Consider the following 19812-nt stretch of genomic DNA (forward strand, 5'->3'; position numbering starts at 1 on the left):
CGAAACAACTCTGACAATAGTTCATGCAACAGCAAAAAAATCCCAGTAGCTTTTTAGTTACTGGGATTTTTGAATTTATCTTAAAACTCTCAAAGATTATTATTTAGAATAAATCATTGTTTGAGTTACACGCTCTTTTCCGTTACGGATTTCAGCGATATAAAGACCTGTTTTTACTCTAGCTTGGTTTACATTCCAAGTGTATTGGTGTGTTCCAACTCCATAAGAAGACAAATCAACTGTTTCAACTACACGTCCAACTGCATCATAAATAGTAAGCATTGCAGCAGAAGAGTTTTTCAACTCAAAGCTAATTGTAGTTTGAGTAGTGAAAGGATTTGGGTAAGTAGGCATCAATTTGATAGATTCTACGCTATTTTCTTTGATAGGGTCTTTCACATCATTATTTCCTAATGTATGCAAAACGCCATCTACAACTGCGATACTTGTAACTAAAGACTTGCTAAAGTTTCCATTTTCAGCTTGAATCGCAACACTATAAACACCTTCTGGAAGAGTTTCATTAACAGTAGCTTTAAACTGACCGTTGTTTTGTTTGAAATCTAATACAACTGCTTTTTGTGATTTTATATCATTTGAAGTAAGACTCATTACACCTGTTAATTTTGTTCCTTGTGTATTGATGCCTTGCTCATTCAAAAGAGAGATATTCAAGTTGATAGCTTCTCCAACATTATAGATATACTTTTTATCATTCAAATCACTTGTCATACGAAGTGTTATTCCTTCATTTGCAGTAACTAAAGCAACAAATGCGCTTTCAGATTCAATAGAATACGTTCCTACTTGTGGATTTTCTATTTTTAGCGTAGTTGCAAAACCACCTAACATATCACCTGCTTTTTCAGAAACACGTAAAGTAGTTGGGTTTATTTTGTTTCCGTTTGGAGCAATAATCAAAAACTCTTCGTTAGCATTTAAGTGATGAATATCTAACATTGTTTCTGTTACTCCCTCTTCTACCATAAAATTACGGCTTGTTTTTTCAGAGCTAAGAATTTGTACTCTACTTTCAATAACTGCATTTGGGTTTGTATTAGTACCGTTATCTACTGGTTTTGCACCTACTTTAGAAAGAGAATAAGGTAAGTTGTTTTTTACAGTATTCCACATATACCTTCCTTCGTGTACTTCGCTGTGGTCAAGATTTGTTGTAGAGTTTCCGTAGCCACTATGTAAAGTTGTAGAATTAGGACGCTTTGAACTATTATAAGTAACAACACCATCATTTCCACCTGACCATCTTCCACCACCATTCCAGTTCAAGTATTGTCCAGGAATCCAAAGAATACCACCATATCCCCAAGCTCCTACTGTACGGAAGCTTGTTGTGTTGTTTGAATTGTTATCTGTTTGAGAACGGAAATAACTTGCATATCCTGTTTGAAGACAGTTAGTCGCATCATTTACTTGACCAAAAACACCTGATAACCAAGAAACCCAGCCACTTTGAGCTAAATCTGCAAGAGGAGTTCCGTTGTGAGGAGAGCTAAGTGTAATTACACGATCTACTTTATTTTTTGCTCCATAATGTACCAATGCTGCATCAGTATCTAAGCCACCTTTACTATGTGCTACTACAACTACTTTGTTTACACCAAAACGGTTTGTAATTGTTCCTAACATGTTATTGAAAAGCTGACCATTTACCCACATATCTTTGTCTGGGTTTACAGAAACAAATGCTGTACGATAGCCATCTGCATATGCTTTGTTATACATGTCGTTTCCGTCCCACCACGTACTTGCACGAGAAGAATAACCGTGAATGAAAACAATTACAGGAGAACCTGCTCTAAGGTTTGAAGGAGTAGCTCCATAATAGATATTACCTGCATCACTCTCACCACTTCCTAAAATATCGCCAGATACGCTAGTCATTTGCGTAGGGACAACAAGATTTGTTTCTTGAATTTGTTGAGCAACTGCTCCAAAACTAAGAAGTAAGAAAACGAAAAAGGCAACGATAGATTGAAAAATTCTTTTCATAATAAGGGGAAATTAATTGTTTGTGTGTAAAATTTGTAATTTATCTTTCATAAATCTAAATTAATAACCTATTGAATAGATAAAGTACACTAAAAGTTAATTAATTGAATTAATGAGTATTTATTTCTCTTGATTCTCATTTTATGACTGTTGGTCATTTAATGAGCTTTTATATAGTATGCTTGCATAACTATAACACAAATAAAGCATATAACTTTCTGATATGCAAGTTTTTAGCAAAATTTTTTTTAGATATTTTTGATAGTAAAACTATCGTTTTTGTAGAAAGGTAGAGTATATTTATTCTGTGTTTTTACTCAACATTGTACTGCTGTTCATAAAAAAGCCTTCAAAACATACATAAAGCAGTTTTTTGTGGAATTTGCTATTTTTGATTACTTGGCTTAATCAAATTGATTTTTATTAAAAAAGACAAGAAAAAAAAGTAGATTTTTTTTCGTTTTTTCAAAAAAGCCAAATAAAAAAAGGCTTTTCTCTGTTTTTGCAACAAAAAAACAGAAAGCTTTTCAACTTTCTGTTTTCTTATTTTCCGTAAAATTTGATAATTCAAACCACTACATTGTGTATTTCTGAACCTTATTTGTCTATTATTTAGAATAAATCATAGTTTGAGTTACACGTTCGTTTCCATTACGAATTTCGGCAATATAAAGACCACTTTTAACTCTGTTTTGATTTACATTCCAAGTGTATTTATGTGTTCCAATTCCATAAGAAGATAAATCAACTTTTTCAACTACACGACCTACTGCATCATAAATTGTAAGGACAGCAGGAGAAGAGCTTTTCAGTTCAAAAGCAATTGTAGTTTGAGTATTGAAAGGATTTGGGAAAGAAGGCATTAACTTGATAGATTCTACGCTATTTTCATTGATAGTATCATCATTTTTACCTAGTGTATGCAAAACGCCATCTACTACTGCAATACTTGTAACTAAAGACTTACTAAAGTTTCCGTTTTCAGCTTGAATCGCTATGCTATAAATACCTTCATCTAATTTACTGTTTACAGACGCTCTAAACTGACCATTTTTTTCGTTAAATTCTAATACAACAGCTTTTTGTGATTTCATCTCACCTGAAGTAAGTGTCATTGCACCTGTTATCTTAGTTCCTTGTGTATTAATTCCCAATTCGTTTAAAAGAGAAATATTCAAATTAATTGTTTCTCCAACATTATAGTAATACTTCTCATCATTCAAATCACTCGTCATGCGAAGACCAACGCCTTCATTAGCAGTAACTAAAGCTATAAATGCGCTTTCAGATTCAATAGAATATTCTCCTACCTGTGGGTTTTCTATTTTAAGTGTTGTGGCAAAACCTCCTAATAAATCACCAGCTTCCTTGGCAAGACGTAAAACGTTAGGGCTTACTTTTTCTCCGTTTGGAGCAATGATTGTAAATTCTGCATCTGCTTTCAAAGAATGAATATCCAACATTGTTTCTGTTACGCCTTCTTCTACCATAAAATTACGACTACTTTTTTCAGAACTAAGAACTTGTACTCTACTTTCAATAACTGCATTTGGATTAGTAGGTGTGCTATTATCTATTGGCTTTGCTCCTACTTTAGAAAGAGAATAAGGTAAGTTACTTTTGATGGTACTCCACATTTTGCTTCCTTGTTGTATTTCAAGATGATTTACATTTGTTCTCCAGTTTCCAAACCCACTAAGTAAATGTGTTGCATTAGGACGTTTCGAACTTTTATAAGTAACAACTCCATCGTTTCCACCTGTAAAAGCATTACCACCATTCAAATCAAGATATGCCCCTGGAACTGCAAGAAGAACACCATATCCCCAAGCTCCTACTGTGCGAAATTTTGCTTTAGAGTAGTTTGGATGATTAGCCGTTTGTGTACGGAAATAACTTGCATAGCCTGTTTGAAGACTATAAGTAGCTTCATTTACTTGACCGAAAACACTAGATAACCAAGAAACCCAACCACTTTGAGCCAAATCTGCTAAAGGAGTTCCAAAATGAGGTGTACTAAGCGTAATCACACGCTCTACTTTTGTATGTGCGCCATAGTGTACTAAAGCAGCATCTGAATCCAAGCCACCTTTACTGTGTGCTACTACTACTACTTTATTTACGCCAAGGTTATTTGTAATCGTGCCGAGCATATTACTAAAAAGCTGACCGTTTGTCCACATATCTCTATCTGGGTGTACTGATACGAATGCTGTACGATAGCCATCATTAAAAGCTTTTGTGTACATATCATTTAAAATCCACCACGAACTAGCACGAGAAAAATAACCATGAATAAAAACGATTACGGGAGAACCTGCTCTTAGGTTTGACGGAGTAGCTCCATAATAAATATTACCTGCATCACTTATCCCACTTCCCAAAAGACTGCCTGAAACGCTAGTCATTTGTGTAGGAGCTACAAGGTTGTTTTCTTGAATCTGTTGAGCCACTGCTCCAAAACTAAGCAGTAAGAAAACGGAAAGTGAAACGATAGATTGAAAAATTCTGTTCATAATAAAGGGATATTAATTGTTTGTGTGTAAAACTTGAAATTTATCTAACATGTATCTGATTTATAGAGTAATTGATATATAAGTTACATCGTAGGTTAATTAACTGAATTAATGAGTAGGAGCATTTTTTGATGAATAGATACTCTAATCATTGATTATTAAATTAAACCAAATATAGTATGCGTGCATAACTATAACACAAATAAAGCATATAACTTTCTGATATGCAAGTTTTTAGCAAAGTTTTTTTTCAGTTTTTTGATAGTAAAACTATCTTTTTTATAAAAAAAGTACAATTTATATCCCTGTTTTTTTAAATCAACATTGTACTGCTGTACGTAAAAAGTGTCATAAAACATACAGAGGCAAATTTTTGGAGATAATCCTTGTTTTTTAGTTAATTTGATTAATTATATAGTTTTTTCTAAAAAAAGTGCAATAAAAAAATCGTTTTATTTTGATTTTTTGTATAACTGCAAACGAAAAAAAGGTATTCTCTACCTTTACGATAGAAAATACCTGTTTTTTATTAAAATGTAATTAATTATTTGTTCAATAAAAATGAATTTCCAGTAAAAAAGTGCTTAAGAAACAAACGTAAATTTGTAAATCACTTCTGAATTTCCTTCAGTTCTTCCTAAAGTCATGGAAGTCGGAGTCAATTCTATAATACGTACGTCGGTAGGAAAAACGTCTATTCTAGTAAATTTGATATAACGGTCACTAAAAGTAAATTCCCAGTTTCCTTTCGAATCTGCTTCTCCATTTCTTATTGTTCCTCCATCAAAAACACAGTTATATGTAGTTGTTCCTTCTGTTTGTGTTTCTCTAAAGAAAGTAATTGTATTATCTTCTTCGTGGTTTTCTATAAGTTCATTTCCATCTTCACTTAATTTTATAGAAGTAAATTTCCATTTTTTGGATACTTGTCCTGTCAGAAGGTCAATTTTTGGAGTCGGACGTGTTTCGAAGTTCAGAACTTGAATAATTACACTTTCTCCCCCTTCATTTGCCACTCTCAAACTCACGTCATATCTACCTGGATTATCAAAAGGATGAGAAAGTGAAATTAGAGTAGAATCATCATTAAAAATAATTTCTTGTGAGTTGGTAATTAAAGTTCCATTAATTCTCCATTCTACTGTTTCTATATATCCACCTGTTTTTTCAGCTTGTAAAACGACAGCTTCATCTGTATAAAATATCTTATTAGCAGGTGCTAAATCTTTCCACGTTACGACAGGACGATTAGGAATATCTTTAGGTTTAGGGTCATCATCTTTACCTCCACAAGAAACCAGAATAAAACTGAATAGAGAAAAAGCTAATAAATAAAAAAAAGAGCGATTTGAAATATTTGACATAATCTAGATAGATAATTTGAAAATTGGTATAAATAATAACGGAATTAGTTTCAAAAATTCCTTAAAATAAATTTTACTTATTAATATAGACTGTTTTTTGAGTTAAATTGCTGCAAAAATGCTGTTTATAAAAATAATTTTTGGCAAAAATCGTCATTTTTTTTCTATTTTGCTTCATAATTTTGGTTTTTCATCTCTTTACTTTACTTAAAAATAGTAAGAGCAATAAATTAGTCTTAAATTTTAAATGGATACATTCGAACATATTTTAAATAGCTGTAGTACGGAAGAAAAACTATCTTATCTACAACTGGTCATTTTCATTGCCTTTAGTGACCATCATTTGTCTGATGATGAAGTCGTTTTTTTGGAAAGAATTACACAAATAGCAAATTTATCAGAAGAACAACAGCAGCTATTAGCTTCTTACTCCCGTCATCCAGCAAATATAGATATACAACTCTGTACTCAAAATATTGCTAGAAGTCCGTTGAGAGAGATTTTATTGATTGATTTAATGGTCATTGCTCGTTCTGATGACGAAGTAGCAACTGAAGAGCGAAGTGCAATTACTCAAATAGCTGTTCTTTTAGGAGTGCCTTTAGATGAAGTAATCCGTCTTACTAATTCTGTAAACAAATTTAGTAATTCAGAAGGAAAAGCTCCACAAGAATGGATTAATCAGAGTATGATTTCAATTTTGTACAAAGATAAAACGCCTACAAAATCTAAAAAACTAAGTATGATGGAGAAAATGAAAAAATTTTTGGGAGTTTTGAAGAAATAGTAAAGTTTTCTCTTTAATCGTTTAGAATCAAGCCTAAGAATAATTTTAAAATATTTTTTATTGAAGATTGAATTTTTTTTAATAAAAGGGAGTTTAGTAATAAAGCAAAATTATGAATTTGTTAGTATTTGAAAATCAGTAATTTAGCTTTTAAAAATTATCAAAAGATGATATTGAAAATACTTTTTTGAAGTAGTAGGAAATGGAAAAGAATATTTTTTTTAGAAAAAGTCAAAATTCTATTTGTAGATATAAAAAAAAGGCGTACCTTTGCATCGCATTAAGGGAAAACAAACGCACAAAAATAGTTTGAAATTCTTTAAAAATGCTCCGTTCGTCTAGCGGTTAGGACGCCAGGTTTTCATCCTGGTAGCAGGGGTTCGATTCCCCTACGGAGTACAAAAATAAATTTAGATTTTAGAGTTGTAAATTTAGAATTAAAATTATGCAATTAAATTAAACTAAATTTAAAAATTTAAGTTAAAGTAGAAATTTAGAGTGAAAAAATGCTCCGTTCGTCTAGCGGTTAGGACGCCAGGTTTTCATCCTGGTAGCAGGGGTTCGATTCCCCTACGGAGTACAAAAGCCAATTCAATATTTGAATTGGCTTTTTTTATGCTGTTTTTTATTTTTGATAATTGCAGCATTTAGAGGTTTTATTTCGTGTTTCTTAAAAAATAAATAAGAAAAACTCAATAAAATTTAATTAAGCTATGAAAATACAAATACCTCAACCTTGCCATGAAAACTGGAATGAGATGAATCTACAACAAAAAGGACGTTTTTGTGGCTCTTGTCAGAAAGTTGTAATTGATTTTACCACAATGAGTGATTCTGAAATAGTGAACCATTTCAAGAATTATAAAGGAAATACTTGTGGTCGTTTTTATGATACTCAATTAAATACAAATCTTGTCAGTTTAAAACCTCGAAAATCTACTTTTTGGTCAAAACTCGTTGCTGCTAGTTTTACGCTATTTTTCTTTTCTTCTCAAAGCTACTCTCAAAATACTATTCTAAAGACGGAAGTAATTGAGTCAAACCAGTCTGATAAAAATGAAGATGATTTAAGGAAAACTTCTACAAGTGATTATTTCCAAATCAAAGGAAGAGTAATAGATGCTAGTAAAAAATCTATTTCTGATGCTTTAGTATCTATACAGGAAACACCTTATTCAATAATTACTGATAAACATGGAAATTTTGAGTTTAATATAACAAAAACAGAAATTCAGAATCAAGACAGTACAGTTTTACAAGTACAAAAATTTGGTTATACTACTTTGTCTTTACAAATTGATTTTGATACAGAAAATACAACTCATTCTTATTTAGAATTGATAATAGAAGAAGCTGTCATTCTTGAAGAAGAAGGTATAAAACAAATAAGAGAAGTAATAACAATGGGAATGACAAGTGCAACCTTTGTAGAAGAATATGATTCTTTACCAAAAAACAATAATTCTTTTGATAAAAAAGCTGAGGTAAAAGTAATTGAGAAAAAAAGTCTTTGGCAGCATTTCAAAAGTATTTTTTTTTAAAGGTAGAAGCTATTTTTTTTGAATTCAGAATCATAAATCAAAAGTAGAATACCTTTTGAAGAGGGAGTAATCTTTATTTTATCGTTTTAGTAAACTCCTTTTGCTATGTTATCCCAACCCTTTTGCTGAAAAAGTATTATTTTTCTTCCATTTTCAGGCAAATCAATGATAAGCAAATGATAATTATCTTTTAAAGACATTCTATAACCGATGGCTCTTTGTCCGTTTTTTATTCCAAACTGTGAAATAGTTGGTAAAAATTTGTCTAATTGATGTATCTCAAAATTAGGTTTGTCAGAAGAAGCAAAGACGTATTTTTTTACCTCTTCTAACTGTTGAGTATTTATAAATTGCTTTCTATAAAAATCATATATACGTTCGATAGGTTGCATTTTGAATGCAGAAATAGTAGAGTCAGCCTTGTTTTCTCTCATATAAGCAATTTTATTTCTCGCCACAGCAATCGAACTATTTATACCATAATTTATATCACTAATTTCTTTCAAACGTGTTGGTGTTGCAAAATAAGCCACAGCAGCTTTGTAAGTTCTGTACGTACTTGGTTTTAAGTCTTGTAGAATTTTAATTCGTTCTAAAAAATCACTTTCTGATAGATACGTACTAGAATCGATTTTATATTTATCAAAACGCTCTTTTATTTCTTCCAACGTATAATAAGTATATTCAGAAGCAGTTTTGTCTTTAGTAACGATTTGTGCCTTTAGGTTAGAAAAAGTAACTAAGTTTAGTAGAAAAAATAGGCTTAAAGCAAAAAGTAAGTGTAATTTTAATTTTTTTGTAGTTTTCATAATTTAAAGATAGTTTTGTGGATAGTCTGCAATGTTTTTGTATTAGTTATGATAAAATAAATATCAAATCATTTTATACATTTTTGTTAGTTACTAATCAAATAAAGGTTATCACGGTTGTTTTTGTATAACAGTCTTCCAGACTGTTGGATAGGATAAAATACTACTTTTTATGTTCAGACAGGATGTCTGAACTACCTTAATACAAACCGTGATAAGGTTTAATAGTCAAATTTCATTCTCAATTTATATAATTTATGAAAAATTTAATTCTGCTTCTTTTTATTTTTTCTTTTTTGGGCTGTGCAAACACAAAAAATAATAACTCAAAAAAAAATGCTACCACAAAGGAAAGTACCACAGATACAAGCACAAAACAAGATAATCCAATGAAATATAAAGAACTCGCTCAACAAAAATTCCAAACAACTGGGAAAGCAAAACAAAAATTAGAATACATAGAAAATGAAAATAAAACATTTGTTTTGTGTAAGTCCACTACACTAGGAACTGTAATGCAGCCTAGAGATTTTATTCAGTATGCCGTTTATAATATGAAAACAAACGAACTGGTCTATGAAGGAAGTGTAGATGGTGGAAGTGTGTCTTGGTATGACAATCAGCGTTTGGAAATTTATCAACAAGAAGGGATTCCGATACAAGGAATGACGAGAGAGGATATGATACAAATCTATGATATAGTAGAAAAAACACAAAAACGCAAAAGTGAAGTAGAGAAAAAGTAGAGAGAATAACCTAACTTGTTTTTAATTTGAAATCAATTAATGCTTGATTCTTTAATAAAATAGCTTTAAATTCGTTTTGAGATAAAATAAATATAAGTTACTTCAAAAGATTTTCAAACGCTTCTTGAAAGTGTTTTATGTAGTATGGAAATAAACACAATTAGTAAAAAAATATTTACAGGCGACAAAATCATTTGGGGAGTTGTTTTCCTTTTGGTTATTATTAGTGTTTTGGTAGTTTATAGTGCTACTGGAGCGATTGCCTTTAAGAGAATGGACGGAAATACAGAATATTATTTATTCAAACACGGTGTTCTCTTGTTTATGTCTCTCATCATTATGTGGGTTTGTCATCGGATAGATTATAGGTATTACTCTCGTCTCTCTCGTTTGGCATTGCTGATTTCTGTTCCTCTTTTGATTCTGACTTGGCTTTTCGGAACTACAATAAATGAAGCAAGTCGTGTAATTACGATTCCTTTTATTAATCAATCTTTTCAAACTTCTGATTTTGCTACTCTTGCACTTATTGCCAATGTAGCTAGTATGCTTTCCAAACGCCAACAAAGTATTAGAGAGTTTCAGCGTTCTACCTTACCAATTATTTTTTGGTCAGGTATTATCTGTGGGTTGATTGCGCTTTCAAACTTTTCTTCTGCTGTTTTGCTTTTTGCTACCTGTCTTCTGATTATGTTTATTGGACGTGTTCCTGTTCGTTATTTGGTAATGACTATTATCATTGGTGCAGTCGTCGGAATGGTTGCTCTGAAATTGGGACAACGCTCTGGAACGGCAGTTTCACGTATGAAGGCATTTTTTGATACTGAACAAGTTACTTTTCAAGAGGAACAGTCGTATATAGCCGTCGCAACGGGAGGTTTTGCTGGAAAGGGAGTTGGAAATAGTCAGCAACGAAATTTTCTTCCACATCCATATTCAGACTTTATTTATGCTATTATTATCGAAGAATATGGACTTATTGGAGGAGTTGTCGTTTTAGGGCTATATCTCATTTTGCTTTATCGGGGAATGGTAGCGATGGCAAAATCCGAACGAGCCTTTGGGGGACTTTTATCGGCTGGGCTGAGTTTTAGTTTGGTGGTTCAAGCACTCGTACATATGGGTGTGGTAGTCGGTCTTGTTCCTGTTACTGGACTTCCTCTGCCACTTCTTAGTATGGGAGGAACATCTTTATTTTTTACAGGAATTTCTTTAGGAATTATTTTGAGTGTAAGTAGAGGAGAATTAGAAAAAACAGAAAAAGAAGCGATTACACCTCCTCAAACTGGAAATAATTACCGTCGAATTGTTCATACTATTGAATAGTGTATTTTAATCAAAAATAAATTAAATGCCAATCATAAAGCTAACTACTGTCATTGAAAGCACTCAAGAAATTGTATTTGATTTATCAAGAAGCATTGATTTACATAAAATTTCGACAGAACAAACCAACGAAGAAGCTATTGCAGGAATTACGACTGGGCTTATCAGTTTAAACGAATCTGTAACTTGGAGAGCAAAACATTTTGGAGTATATCAAAACCTCACTTCAAAAATTACAGCTTTAGAAAGACCTTATTCTTTTACAGATGAGATGATAAAAGGTGCTTTCAAAGCTTTCAAACATCAACATCTTTTCAAGAAAGTAGAAAGTAGAGTTGAAATGACAGATATTTTTGACTATCAATCGCCTTTTGGGATTTTTGGAAAAATAGCAGATACTCTCTTTTTAGAAACGTATATGACAAATTTGTTAAAAGAAAGAAATAAGGTCATAAAAGAATTTGCAGAGTCTGAAAAATGGAAATTAGTCTTAGAAACGAAATGAAATATATAAATTAATCGGGGGAAAATAGGTACGGAAATAACAAAACAGAAATAATAAAGAGATTTTTAGCAGCTTAGAAAGGATAATTTTCAATACTCAATATCAAATTCTTGTATCATTTTTAGATATGCATTTTTCATAAATTCTATGTTTTCTTTGGAATCCCAACGATTTACATTGGGATGGAAATTATAAATGACTGACTTAGACTGACTGAAAAAATAATTGGTATAAGGGTTTACAGGATGTTCGCCGTTAATATAAAAGCAATTATCACACATGTGTCCATAATCCCATTCTGCTTTACCTAAAACTATTCCTTTAGAAAAATCCTTATTAATGACAAATAATTCAGAACTCCATCCACCACGTATGCTACTTCTATGGATTGTAAAATAAAGATTTTTTGTACTATCAATACAAGTTAAAATTCCATCGTCGTAAGGAGATTTTAAAATAACAGGCGCAATAGAATCAGTAGAAAAATTATAAACTTCTCTACTATGTTTTGGATAGCCATTTTCATAGTTGATAACTATTTCTCGTATATTGTCATTGTTTAAATCTATCAACTCAATGTTATTCCAAAAATAATATTCGTTTTTATCTAGAATATCAAACTGTGATGCCACCTCTTTTCTTGAAGCACGGTATCTATAATATTGAGTAATACTTGAAGATAATGTAACAAACACAAAAATTTTATCTTTGTGCTTTCGTTGGACAAATTCATAGCTGTATATTATATCCTTCTTGTATTCATCCTTAATGTGAGTATTTAGTTCGTCCTTTATAATCGTATAATAAGGAGTGTTCTTATGTTTTTTAGTAATTACATGAAAAAGTGAATCTTCATTTTGCCCAAAAATAAAAGATATTTTGAGCAAAAACAGAAGAATAAAAACAATATATTTTATCATTTTGATTGATTTTTTAATTACATAATACAGTCAAAGGTAAGCCTTTGCCCTACACGACTAAGCTACTTTTTTCAGTAACCTCTAAAGTCTGAATAGCATTCGTAAGGTCTTCAATCAAATCATCAGCATCTTCAATTCCGACAGAAAGACGATATAAGTTTTCAGTAATACCCATTTTTTCACGCATTTCGACAGGTACTTTTGCATGTGAAGTCAGTACAGGTTCAGTAAGCGTACTTTCTACTCCTCCCAAACTAACAGCCTTACACACCAATTCTAAATGACGAACAAATTTTGCTCTTCCTGCTACATCTGTGTCTAGCTCAAAAGAAAGCATTGCACCAAAACCACCTTTCATTTGCTTTTTGGCAAGTTCGTGGTCTGGGTGGGTAGGCAATCCAGGGTAAAATACATTTTTTACTTGAGGTAATTTCTGTAATGCTTCGGCTATTTTTTGAGCATTTTGAGCCTGTGTTTTGACACGAATAGCTAATGTTTTGATGCTTCGTTCTAAAAGTGAAGTTGCCATTGCATCCAAATTTCCACCAAAATTAAAAGCTACATGATGGATTTTTTCAATCAATGCTTGAGAAGTAACGACTGCGCCACACGAAAGGTCGCTATGTCCTGCTAGGTATTTTGTTGCACTATGAATCACAATATCAATCCCTAATCGCAATGGATTTTGAAAAATAGGCGTTCCGAAAGTATTATCAATAAATGAGACTAGGTTGTTTTCTTTAGCAAAAGATGCCATTTCTGAAATATCAACTAATGAAAGCAACGGATTTGAAGGCGTTTCGATAAAAAGAGCTTTTGAGTTTGGCTTAATTGCTCTTTTAAAGTCTTCTAATTTTCGTCCTTCTACAAAAGTAGATTCGATTCCTAGTTTTGAAAGCTGTTCACGTACAGCATAATGTGTTCCTCCATAAATATCATTCTGTAAAATCAAATGGTCGCCAGCCTGTAAAACTCCTAAAAGTGCCGACATTGTGGCAGCCATTCCAGAAGAAAAAATAAGAGCAGCTTCTCCACGTTCTAAGGCTGCAATTTTTTGAGCAACGACTTCTTGATTTATTGTATTGAAGTAACGAGGATAAGGAATTGCACCTTCATCATTATAATTATAAGCTGTTGAAGTAAAAATAGGCGTATTTACACCACCACTTTTTTCGTCAAAATAAGTTCCACTATGAACACATTGCGTTGATTTTTTCATGATTTTTTGAAAGTTAATGAATAAGGTGGAAAAGTCGGTTTTTATATTTTATCTATTTATTCCAAATTTACAAAAATGTTTTGCAAAAGGAACTTTATATAATACGTTTGAAATTGATTAAGTAAAATTACTACTTTCCTTTTTTTGAAAATGAAGTTATAGAATATATCACAATCAAAGATGCTAGAGGTATGTTAGTTAAATCATACAAAAATGTATCAGAAGCGACTAAGACTATAGATATTTCAAAATTGAGTGTTTCAATTAGAAGCATTTTCTATTTCCTCTAAATTCCATTTTTCGTCAGCGAAAGCAAATTTATAGATAACCAAAATTCCATTATCAATTCCTCTCATTTCATATGAAATTAAATTTTCACTACTGATTTCCTTTATATATTCGTATTGGTCGTACTCGCTTATTTTATTGTCTTCAAAATCATTAAATCTCCAATCTTTTTTTTGAATAAAATTAATGGTTGTATCTCCTGTTTCATCTTCGTAAAATGATTTTAACGGAAATTTTGTGTGTTTGACTTGAAAAACTGAATCAGAACGGTATTTTTGAAAGAATTTATCAAAATCGGGTTCTTCAATCTCTTCTTTTTTGATAGAATTTTCTTGAGTAGAACCTGTGATTTCTTTGTTTTTGACAAGAAGATGAAAGCAACATTACAAATAAAATAATTGGTCGTTTCATGCGTGGTTTATTTAGGTTCTACATTTTCTATTCTATCTATATCAATTTCCATTTTTTCAATCTCTTGTTTCATTATTTCATAAGATATTGGATTTACAATAAAATCATCAAAATCTCTTCTAGTTTCTTCATTTTTTAAATATGGTTTTACATAATTTGATACTAAATTTACAGCGTATTGGATTATACTACTTGATATTTCTATATTATCCTTCCTCATTATGAAAGCATACAAACTTCTGTTTCCAGTTTTTTCAAAATACTTTTGGAACAAAATTTTTGAAATAGCAAGAGGGTAATAAGGCAATCTATTTTCTACTATTATAATGTCTAAAAATTCTGATAAAGCTCCCTGCTCCTCTTTCATTTTTGCACGACTTTTTTTAAAAAAGATGTCTAAAATTTCAAGTGAATATAAGCTACATAACATATCTTCAAATCTAGCATTTGGAAATATACTTTTATATAGTCCTTCATCCTTAAGAGAAAATAGTTGTTCCTCAAAATTTTCCTGCATAGCTTCAACTGGCTTTTGCAAGTGAAACGCAAGGTAAGCCTTGGCAAAGGCTTCATTGGGTACAATATTAATCCCCTGTTTGTTTATGTCTTGTATATTTCTAAATTCCCCTCGTCTTTTTTCATACCAAAGACTTGTTTCAAAAGACTCTTGTTGCAACCTTCTTTGTTCGTCAAAATTTGCCACAAAATCTCTTTCTTTCATTTGATTTTGTTGGTTTGTAAAACGAGTAATTTCCATATTAAACTGTTCATCACTAGAACGTATCAAACGAAAAGATACTCTTGCATCTGTATCCATAATTTCTCGTTGCTCTAGTGTTGCTGATTCGTAAGCCTTGTAAATAGAATAGACAGTTTGAGCTCCATTGATAATTTGCACACCTTTTACTGTCAATGTTTTTGCGTGATTTCCTACATCTGGAATACGCTTTGTGATTGCAGTTATTCCATTATTAAAATACCAAAACGTATCTGGACGTTTCTGTAAAGTTTCTATAATTTGCTCGTTATATTTAGAAATCAATAGGGGATTTCTAATATTTTTGAAGAATAAACTAAATTTAAATCGTTGAAAAAGAGCATGAATAGTTTTTGGTTTTAGTAGAAAAATATAAGCTTTCATACGCCCTTCAAACTCTAGCATATATCTTTTAGATTCTCTATTCTCAAACCTCTCTATAATAAGTTCAATATCTTCATCCTCTGGATTATAATTGTATTCTAAAGGATTATCCACTACAATTTTTTTATAGTTAAATTCGATGTAATCCTGCTTGATTTTATTTATGTCTATAAGTTGAAAAGTAACATTTGGTAGATGTTGCGAAGAAAAAGATTGAATAGTATCTTGAATTTCTGAATTTGTATCTGCTGCCGTAAAAAATATAAATCTTGCCTTTCCATTAGCTTCTAAGTGTTCTATTAGCTTTTGGTACTTATCATTAAATTTTGTGTTTTTTCCTTCCTTTCTACTACCATCTAAGACTGTGTCAAAATCTCTTATAACAGCATTAAATTCTTCTTTTCCGATTTGTGGAAACTTTTGTATTATTTTTTTTCCTCTTTTTAAATTACCTTCATTATCAATTTCTAAATTTACCCATTTCGATTGGACTACATAAAACATTTTTTGTCCCTGTGAATCTGTTTTATCAAAAATTATATCACAAGAACTATCATCTTTGCCATCAGTAATATATTGCTTATAAGAGGGAGTACGACCGTAAAAATTGAGAAACCATACCAAAAAAGCATACCCTTTATTTTGTTCTATTTTCTTATGTCTTCTCAATTCTGAATCATTTGCAGATTCATTTTCTATAATTTGTGTAAGCTCAAGGTTGAGTATCTTGTAAAAATTATTTGTCAGCATTTATATATACAGTTTTTATTGTTTTTAGCAAAGCAGAATAAAGATACTTTAAAATTTCAATTCTTACAACTCTACTTCGATACTTTCCTTTTCCACCCACTCCAAAAACTTCCCATAAAATTTCCCAGTCTTCAAAACTGCTGGATTTCCTAACAAAATTAACTGTTCTTTAGCACGACTAAGCGCAACATTTAGTTTTTTATCAACACTTTGTTTTGCATTCAAGGATTCCAAAAAGCGCATTTGTGCAGCGTGATTAGTTGCCATTGATAAAATAATAATTTTTCGCTCACTTCCTTGATAGCGTTCTACGGTATCAACGGTTATTACTTTTCGTAGATTTTCGTCTAAGCGTTGATAAATTTGTGCAATTTGCGCTCTATATGGCGTAATTACTCCGACGGTTTCTTCATCAAAATCATCTCCGAAAATTCTATGAATACTGCGTAAAAGCTCTACTACTCTGTCGGCTTCGTCGCTATGAAATTTTGTTCCTTTTTCTGATTTGGTAGGAATAAACAATACTCGTTTTTGAGCTAAAAACTTCTCTAACTCGTCTTCTGAATTTGGATTGTAATAATTCAATTTCTCAAACTGCCTTTCACTTCCTGCTTTCAGCGTTTTATAAAATTCTGTACTGATAAATTCGGCAATATCTTGATGCGTTCGGTACTGTGTCGAAAGCATTGCCACACAATTATTCCAGTTTCGTTTTTCGGCATTTTCTACCAAACGCTCAAAAACAGATTGGCTCAAATCTTCAATTCCAATTTCGTGCAACAACGGACTTTTTGCTTTACAGAGTTTCGAAGGCTGCGTAACAACGGCAGGAAGTTGTTTTTCATCTCCAATCAAAATAAAACGCTTGAATTTTGGCAAAATCCCACACAAATGAGGCTCTAAAAGTTGTGAGGCCTCATCTACAATAAGCGTATCAAAAGTTAGTTTTCCTCCATTTGGGTCATCTCTATTCAAGATTCTAAGATTAGAATAAAAAGAAGAAACCGTCGAAACAAAAACTCTTGAAGTATGAATTTTGGCTTTTAGTTCATCCAAACTTTTTGAGGCTTTCAAGCTATTTGGATAGAAAACGCTGTCTTCTTTTACATTTCCCAAACGAACAAAATCATCTCCACAAACGAGTTTTACTTTCTGACAAATTTCGTCTGTTGCTCGGTTTGTAAAGGCTAAAAGAACTACAATTTGGTCAGTTTCATTATAGAGATAATCGACCATGTTTTTGAGCATTGCCGAAGTTTTGCCAGTTCCGGGAGGGCCTTGTAAAAGGAAATAATCTTTTGCAGAAAGCGCACGATTAAATATTTCGTTTTGTTCTTCGCTTAATCCTTTATTTTGCCCTTTTTCGGTATAATCTATTTTAAAATTCTCATCAAAACGAGGTTCTTGTTTTCCGTAAATAATTCCTTTTTTGTGATTATCAGCACCCAAAAATTCAGCAAGTGATGCGCTAAGGTCATTAAAAGTTCGTTCCATCAAATTTGGTTCAATACCCCACTTTGGATATAATTCAAAAAAGGCTTGATTGATATGCTTACTCCAAATCTTGACAGTTACTTTTTCGGATGAAATTTCTTCAATATTTCCCTTCAAAATCTGGTATCGAAGTGGCGAATGTGCCTTGCCTTCTTGCTCTTCTTCTATTGGATAGACAACGATAATATCACCTTTTCTGAAAGAGGTAATAGACTGATTTTCTGGGCGTTTTAATGTCAGGAGTGTTTCGTCCTTGTTCCATTCTTCATAAATCAATTCATTCAATAAAGAAAAATTATTTGTTTTTTCAGTTTGTGTATTTCTCCAAAGACTTGCAAAACCCTGTACAGGTTCGCTTCCTGCTATCCCTCCTACTTTTGCAAACATAGCCTCACGCATTACAAGAGCAATAAATTCTATAAAATAGGCTTTATCTAATTCACTTCCTTTCTGCCATTTATCATCAAAGTCCTTTGCCTTATCTCTATCAAAAAAAGCAGGATTTGACATTTCGACAGATTTCAAAAGATTATCAAAGACTTTTACACTTCCATTAGCAATCCACATATCCATCGCTACAATTCTGTTTCTGATTTCCATAGCTGTTTGCTTATCAAAATCAAGACTTCCACAATCTCTCAAGCCATTTTGAGAATCACTAGAATACAGAAGCGCACTAATTCCTGTTCGTTTTTCGAAAGTGCTATCAATCAATAAATTATAACAAGCTACTTGTATCAAATCATTTTTCCAACCGTTTGAAAGCTGTACTTCTGGAGCTTTCGAACTCTTCAATTCTATAATATCTTTTCTGTCTTTTAGTTCATCTTCATTGTGTTCGACGAGTAAATCAATACGTCCTTGCAAACCATACTTGCTAGAAATAAAAGTCGGTTCTGTCGTTAATAAATTGTCAAAATAGGGACTTACATGTTTCTGAACGACAAAAAAATGTTCTTTTAGCTGTCTGCTAATCTCTTTTAGTTTTTCTTTATCAATAAAAGCAGCATCAATACTATTTTCTATAAAAGCATCTTTATAGGCTTCTTGAAACGTAATTTCTGGATTTTCTACTAATTTATCCAAAAGTTCATTGATTACCTTTCCTCTAAAAGTTCCTTCATTTCCTGCAAAAAATTCTAGTTTAGAAAGCAGATACAAATAAGGAGTTTGTCCTTTAAAAGTCTTACACTTTGCAATGGCAGAAGCATCTACCAAATAATCTGGATTCAATATAATGAGCGACTTGTCTGTACTGACAAATTCGTTTTCGCCTATGTGTTCCAAATTAGTAACACTGACAGGCTGGTAAGGCATTAAGCGAGGAATTTCCCTACTCAAATTATGCTGATGAAAAATCGTATTTTTCTTGGTATAATAATGAACATCAGCCACCGAAATACTAATCATTCCATGTTCTTCGGTAAAAAGTTGAAAGGAAGCTGTCCCACGTCCTTTATCATCATAAATAATTTCTGTATCTTTTTCTTGTACTGTTCCGAAAATTCTGCTTACTTTCTGTTCTGCATCTTCTCTGAAAGCCAGACTAATTAACTCTTCATCTTTATATTTTTCTTTAAGTGATTTTGGAGCATCTTCCGTAGCAAAAATCTGAACCAAGCGAGTAAGTAACGATAAAGCTGTCAGAAACTGAATTTCAGAAGGATTAAAAAAAACTTGAATACTATTTTTTCTCAAAAGTCGTCGTAAGCCTTGTAATTCGCTCTCCCATTCGTTCCCTAATCCATAGGCTTGACATACAAAATGTAGTTTTGCATACCAACCTGTAAAAATTTGTTGTTCTCTATCTTCTGTCAGATTATTTAAAAGGCTCAAAAAAGCTACATACAAACGCTGTAAACGCTGTTTTGAAGTTTCATCGCTTTTAACAGACAAGTGTTGGAGTTGGTCGTAATAATATTGAGTTTCTAGCTCGTTGAGGACAGTTTTTCGCATAATGTTTTCCTGTAGTTCGGACATCCCTG

The 19812-nt window shown here is 31.9% G+C and carries 13 protein-coding genes and 2 tRNA genes; 7 read left to right on the top strand and 8 right to left on the bottom strand.

The genetic code is table 11. The features are described 5' to 3' along the window. Positions 1–99 precede the first annotated feature (99 nt). The 3 genes from WAF17_RS19100 to WAF17_RS19110 form a co-directional block, all read right to left on the bottom strand. Positions 100–2010 carry a T9SS type A sorting domain-containing protein gene (locus WAF17_RS19100; RefSeq protein ID WP_338763180.1) on the bottom strand — a complete coding sequence of 637 codons (1911 nt, stop codon included), beginning with the start codon at positions 2008–2010 and terminating at the stop codon, positions 100–102. Positions 2011–2618: 608 nt separating this feature from the next. Then, on the bottom strand, positions 2619–4526 hold the full coding sequence (locus tag WAF17_RS19105) for a T9SS type A sorting domain-containing protein (protein WP_338763183.1): 1908 nt from the start codon (positions 4524–4526) through the stop codon (positions 2619–2621). Between the two features lie 584 nt (positions 4527–5110). After that, positions 5111–5890 (bottom strand): lipocalin family protein, encoded by a 780-nt coding sequence (locus WAF17_RS19110; protein ID WP_338763185.1) that lies wholly within the window; start codon positions 5888–5890, stop codon positions 5111–5113. Between the two features lie 247 nt (positions 5891–6137). Here WAF17_RS19110 and WAF17_RS19115 point away from each other — a divergent pair, with 247 nt between their 5' ends. The 4 genes from WAF17_RS19115 to WAF17_RS19130 all read left to right on the top strand — a co-directional run bounded on the left by WAF17_RS19115 (position 6138) and on the right by WAF17_RS19130 (position 8218). Further along, complete coding sequence (locus tag WAF17_RS19115; protein ID WP_338763187.1) at positions 6138–6677, top strand: TerB family tellurite resistance protein; 540 nt, start codon at positions 6138–6140, stop codon at positions 6675–6677. Positions 6678–7004: 327 nt separating this feature from the next. Beyond that, positions 7005–7076, top strand: a tRNA-Glu gene (locus WAF17_RS19120). A gap of 109 nt (positions 7077–7185) precedes the next feature. Continuing rightward, positions 7186–7257: transfer RNA gene (locus WAF17_RS19125), tRNA-Glu, on the top strand. Positions 7258–7390: 133 nt separating this feature from the next. Then, entirely contained in the window at positions 7391–8218 is an 828-nt protein-coding gene (locus WAF17_RS19130; protein WP_338763190.1) for a carboxypeptidase-like regulatory domain-containing protein, read from the top strand. A gap of 86 nt (positions 8219–8304) precedes the next feature. On the opposite strand, the gene WAF17_RS19135 is transcribed toward WAF17_RS19130, so the two are convergent. Next, on the bottom strand, positions 8305–9027 hold the full coding sequence (locus WAF17_RS19135) for a hypothetical protein (protein WP_338763193.1): 723 nt from the start codon (positions 9025–9027) through the stop codon (positions 8305–8307). Positions 9028–9284: 257 nt separating this feature from the next. Here WAF17_RS19135 and WAF17_RS19140 point away from each other — a divergent pair, with 257 nt between their 5' ends. From WAF17_RS19140 to WAF17_RS19150, 3 genes are all read left to right on the top strand, one after another. Next, complete coding sequence (locus tag WAF17_RS19140; protein WP_338763196.1) at positions 9285–9773, top strand: hypothetical protein; 489 nt, start codon at positions 9285–9287, stop codon at positions 9771–9773. 144 nt (positions 9774–9917) lie between these two features. Continuing rightward, positions 9918–11099: an FtsW/RodA/SpoVE family cell cycle protein gene (locus tag WAF17_RS19145; RefSeq protein ID WP_338763199.1), complete on the top strand. Its 1182-nt coding sequence runs from the start codon at positions 9918–9920 to the stop codon at positions 11097–11099. A 25-nt stretch (positions 11100–11124) separates the two neighbouring features. Then, positions 11125–11604, top strand: a complete 480-nt coding sequence (locus tag WAF17_RS19150; protein ID WP_338763202.1) for an SRPBCC family protein — start codon at positions 11125–11127, stop codon at positions 11602–11604. An 89-nt stretch (positions 11605–11693) separates the two neighbouring features. Here WAF17_RS19150 and WAF17_RS19155 read toward each other — a convergent pair whose 3' ends face one another. The 4 genes from WAF17_RS19155 to WAF17_RS19170 form a co-directional block, all read right to left on the bottom strand. After that, on the bottom strand, positions 11694–12524 hold the full coding sequence (locus tag WAF17_RS19155; protein WP_338763204.1) for a hypothetical protein: 831 nt from the start codon (positions 12522–12524) through the stop codon (positions 11694–11696). A 49-nt stretch (positions 12525–12573) separates the two neighbouring features. After that, the gene (locus tag WAF17_RS19160) at positions 12574–13743 is read right to left on the bottom strand and encodes an aminotransferase class I/II-fold pyridoxal phosphate-dependent enzyme (RefSeq protein WP_338763207.1); all 1170 of its coding nucleotides are present in this window, start codon (positions 13741–13743) and stop codon (positions 12574–12576) included. A 706-nt stretch (positions 13744–14449) separates the two neighbouring features. After that, positions 14450–16333: an AIPR family protein gene (locus tag WAF17_RS19165; protein ID WP_338763210.1), complete on the bottom strand. Its 1884-nt coding sequence runs from the start codon at positions 16331–16333 to the stop codon at positions 14450–14452. Between the two features lie 63 nt (positions 16334–16396). Continuing rightward, positions 16397–19807, bottom strand: a complete 3411-nt coding sequence (locus tag WAF17_RS19170; RefSeq protein WP_338763213.1) for an AAA domain-containing protein — start codon at positions 19805–19807, stop codon at positions 16397–16399. Positions 19808–19812 lie beyond the last annotated feature (5 nt).

The organism is Bernardetia sp. ABR2-2B (genome assembly GCF_037126435.1).
GTDB lineage: Bacteria > Bacteroidota > Bacteroidia > Cytophagales > Bernardetiaceae > Bernardetia.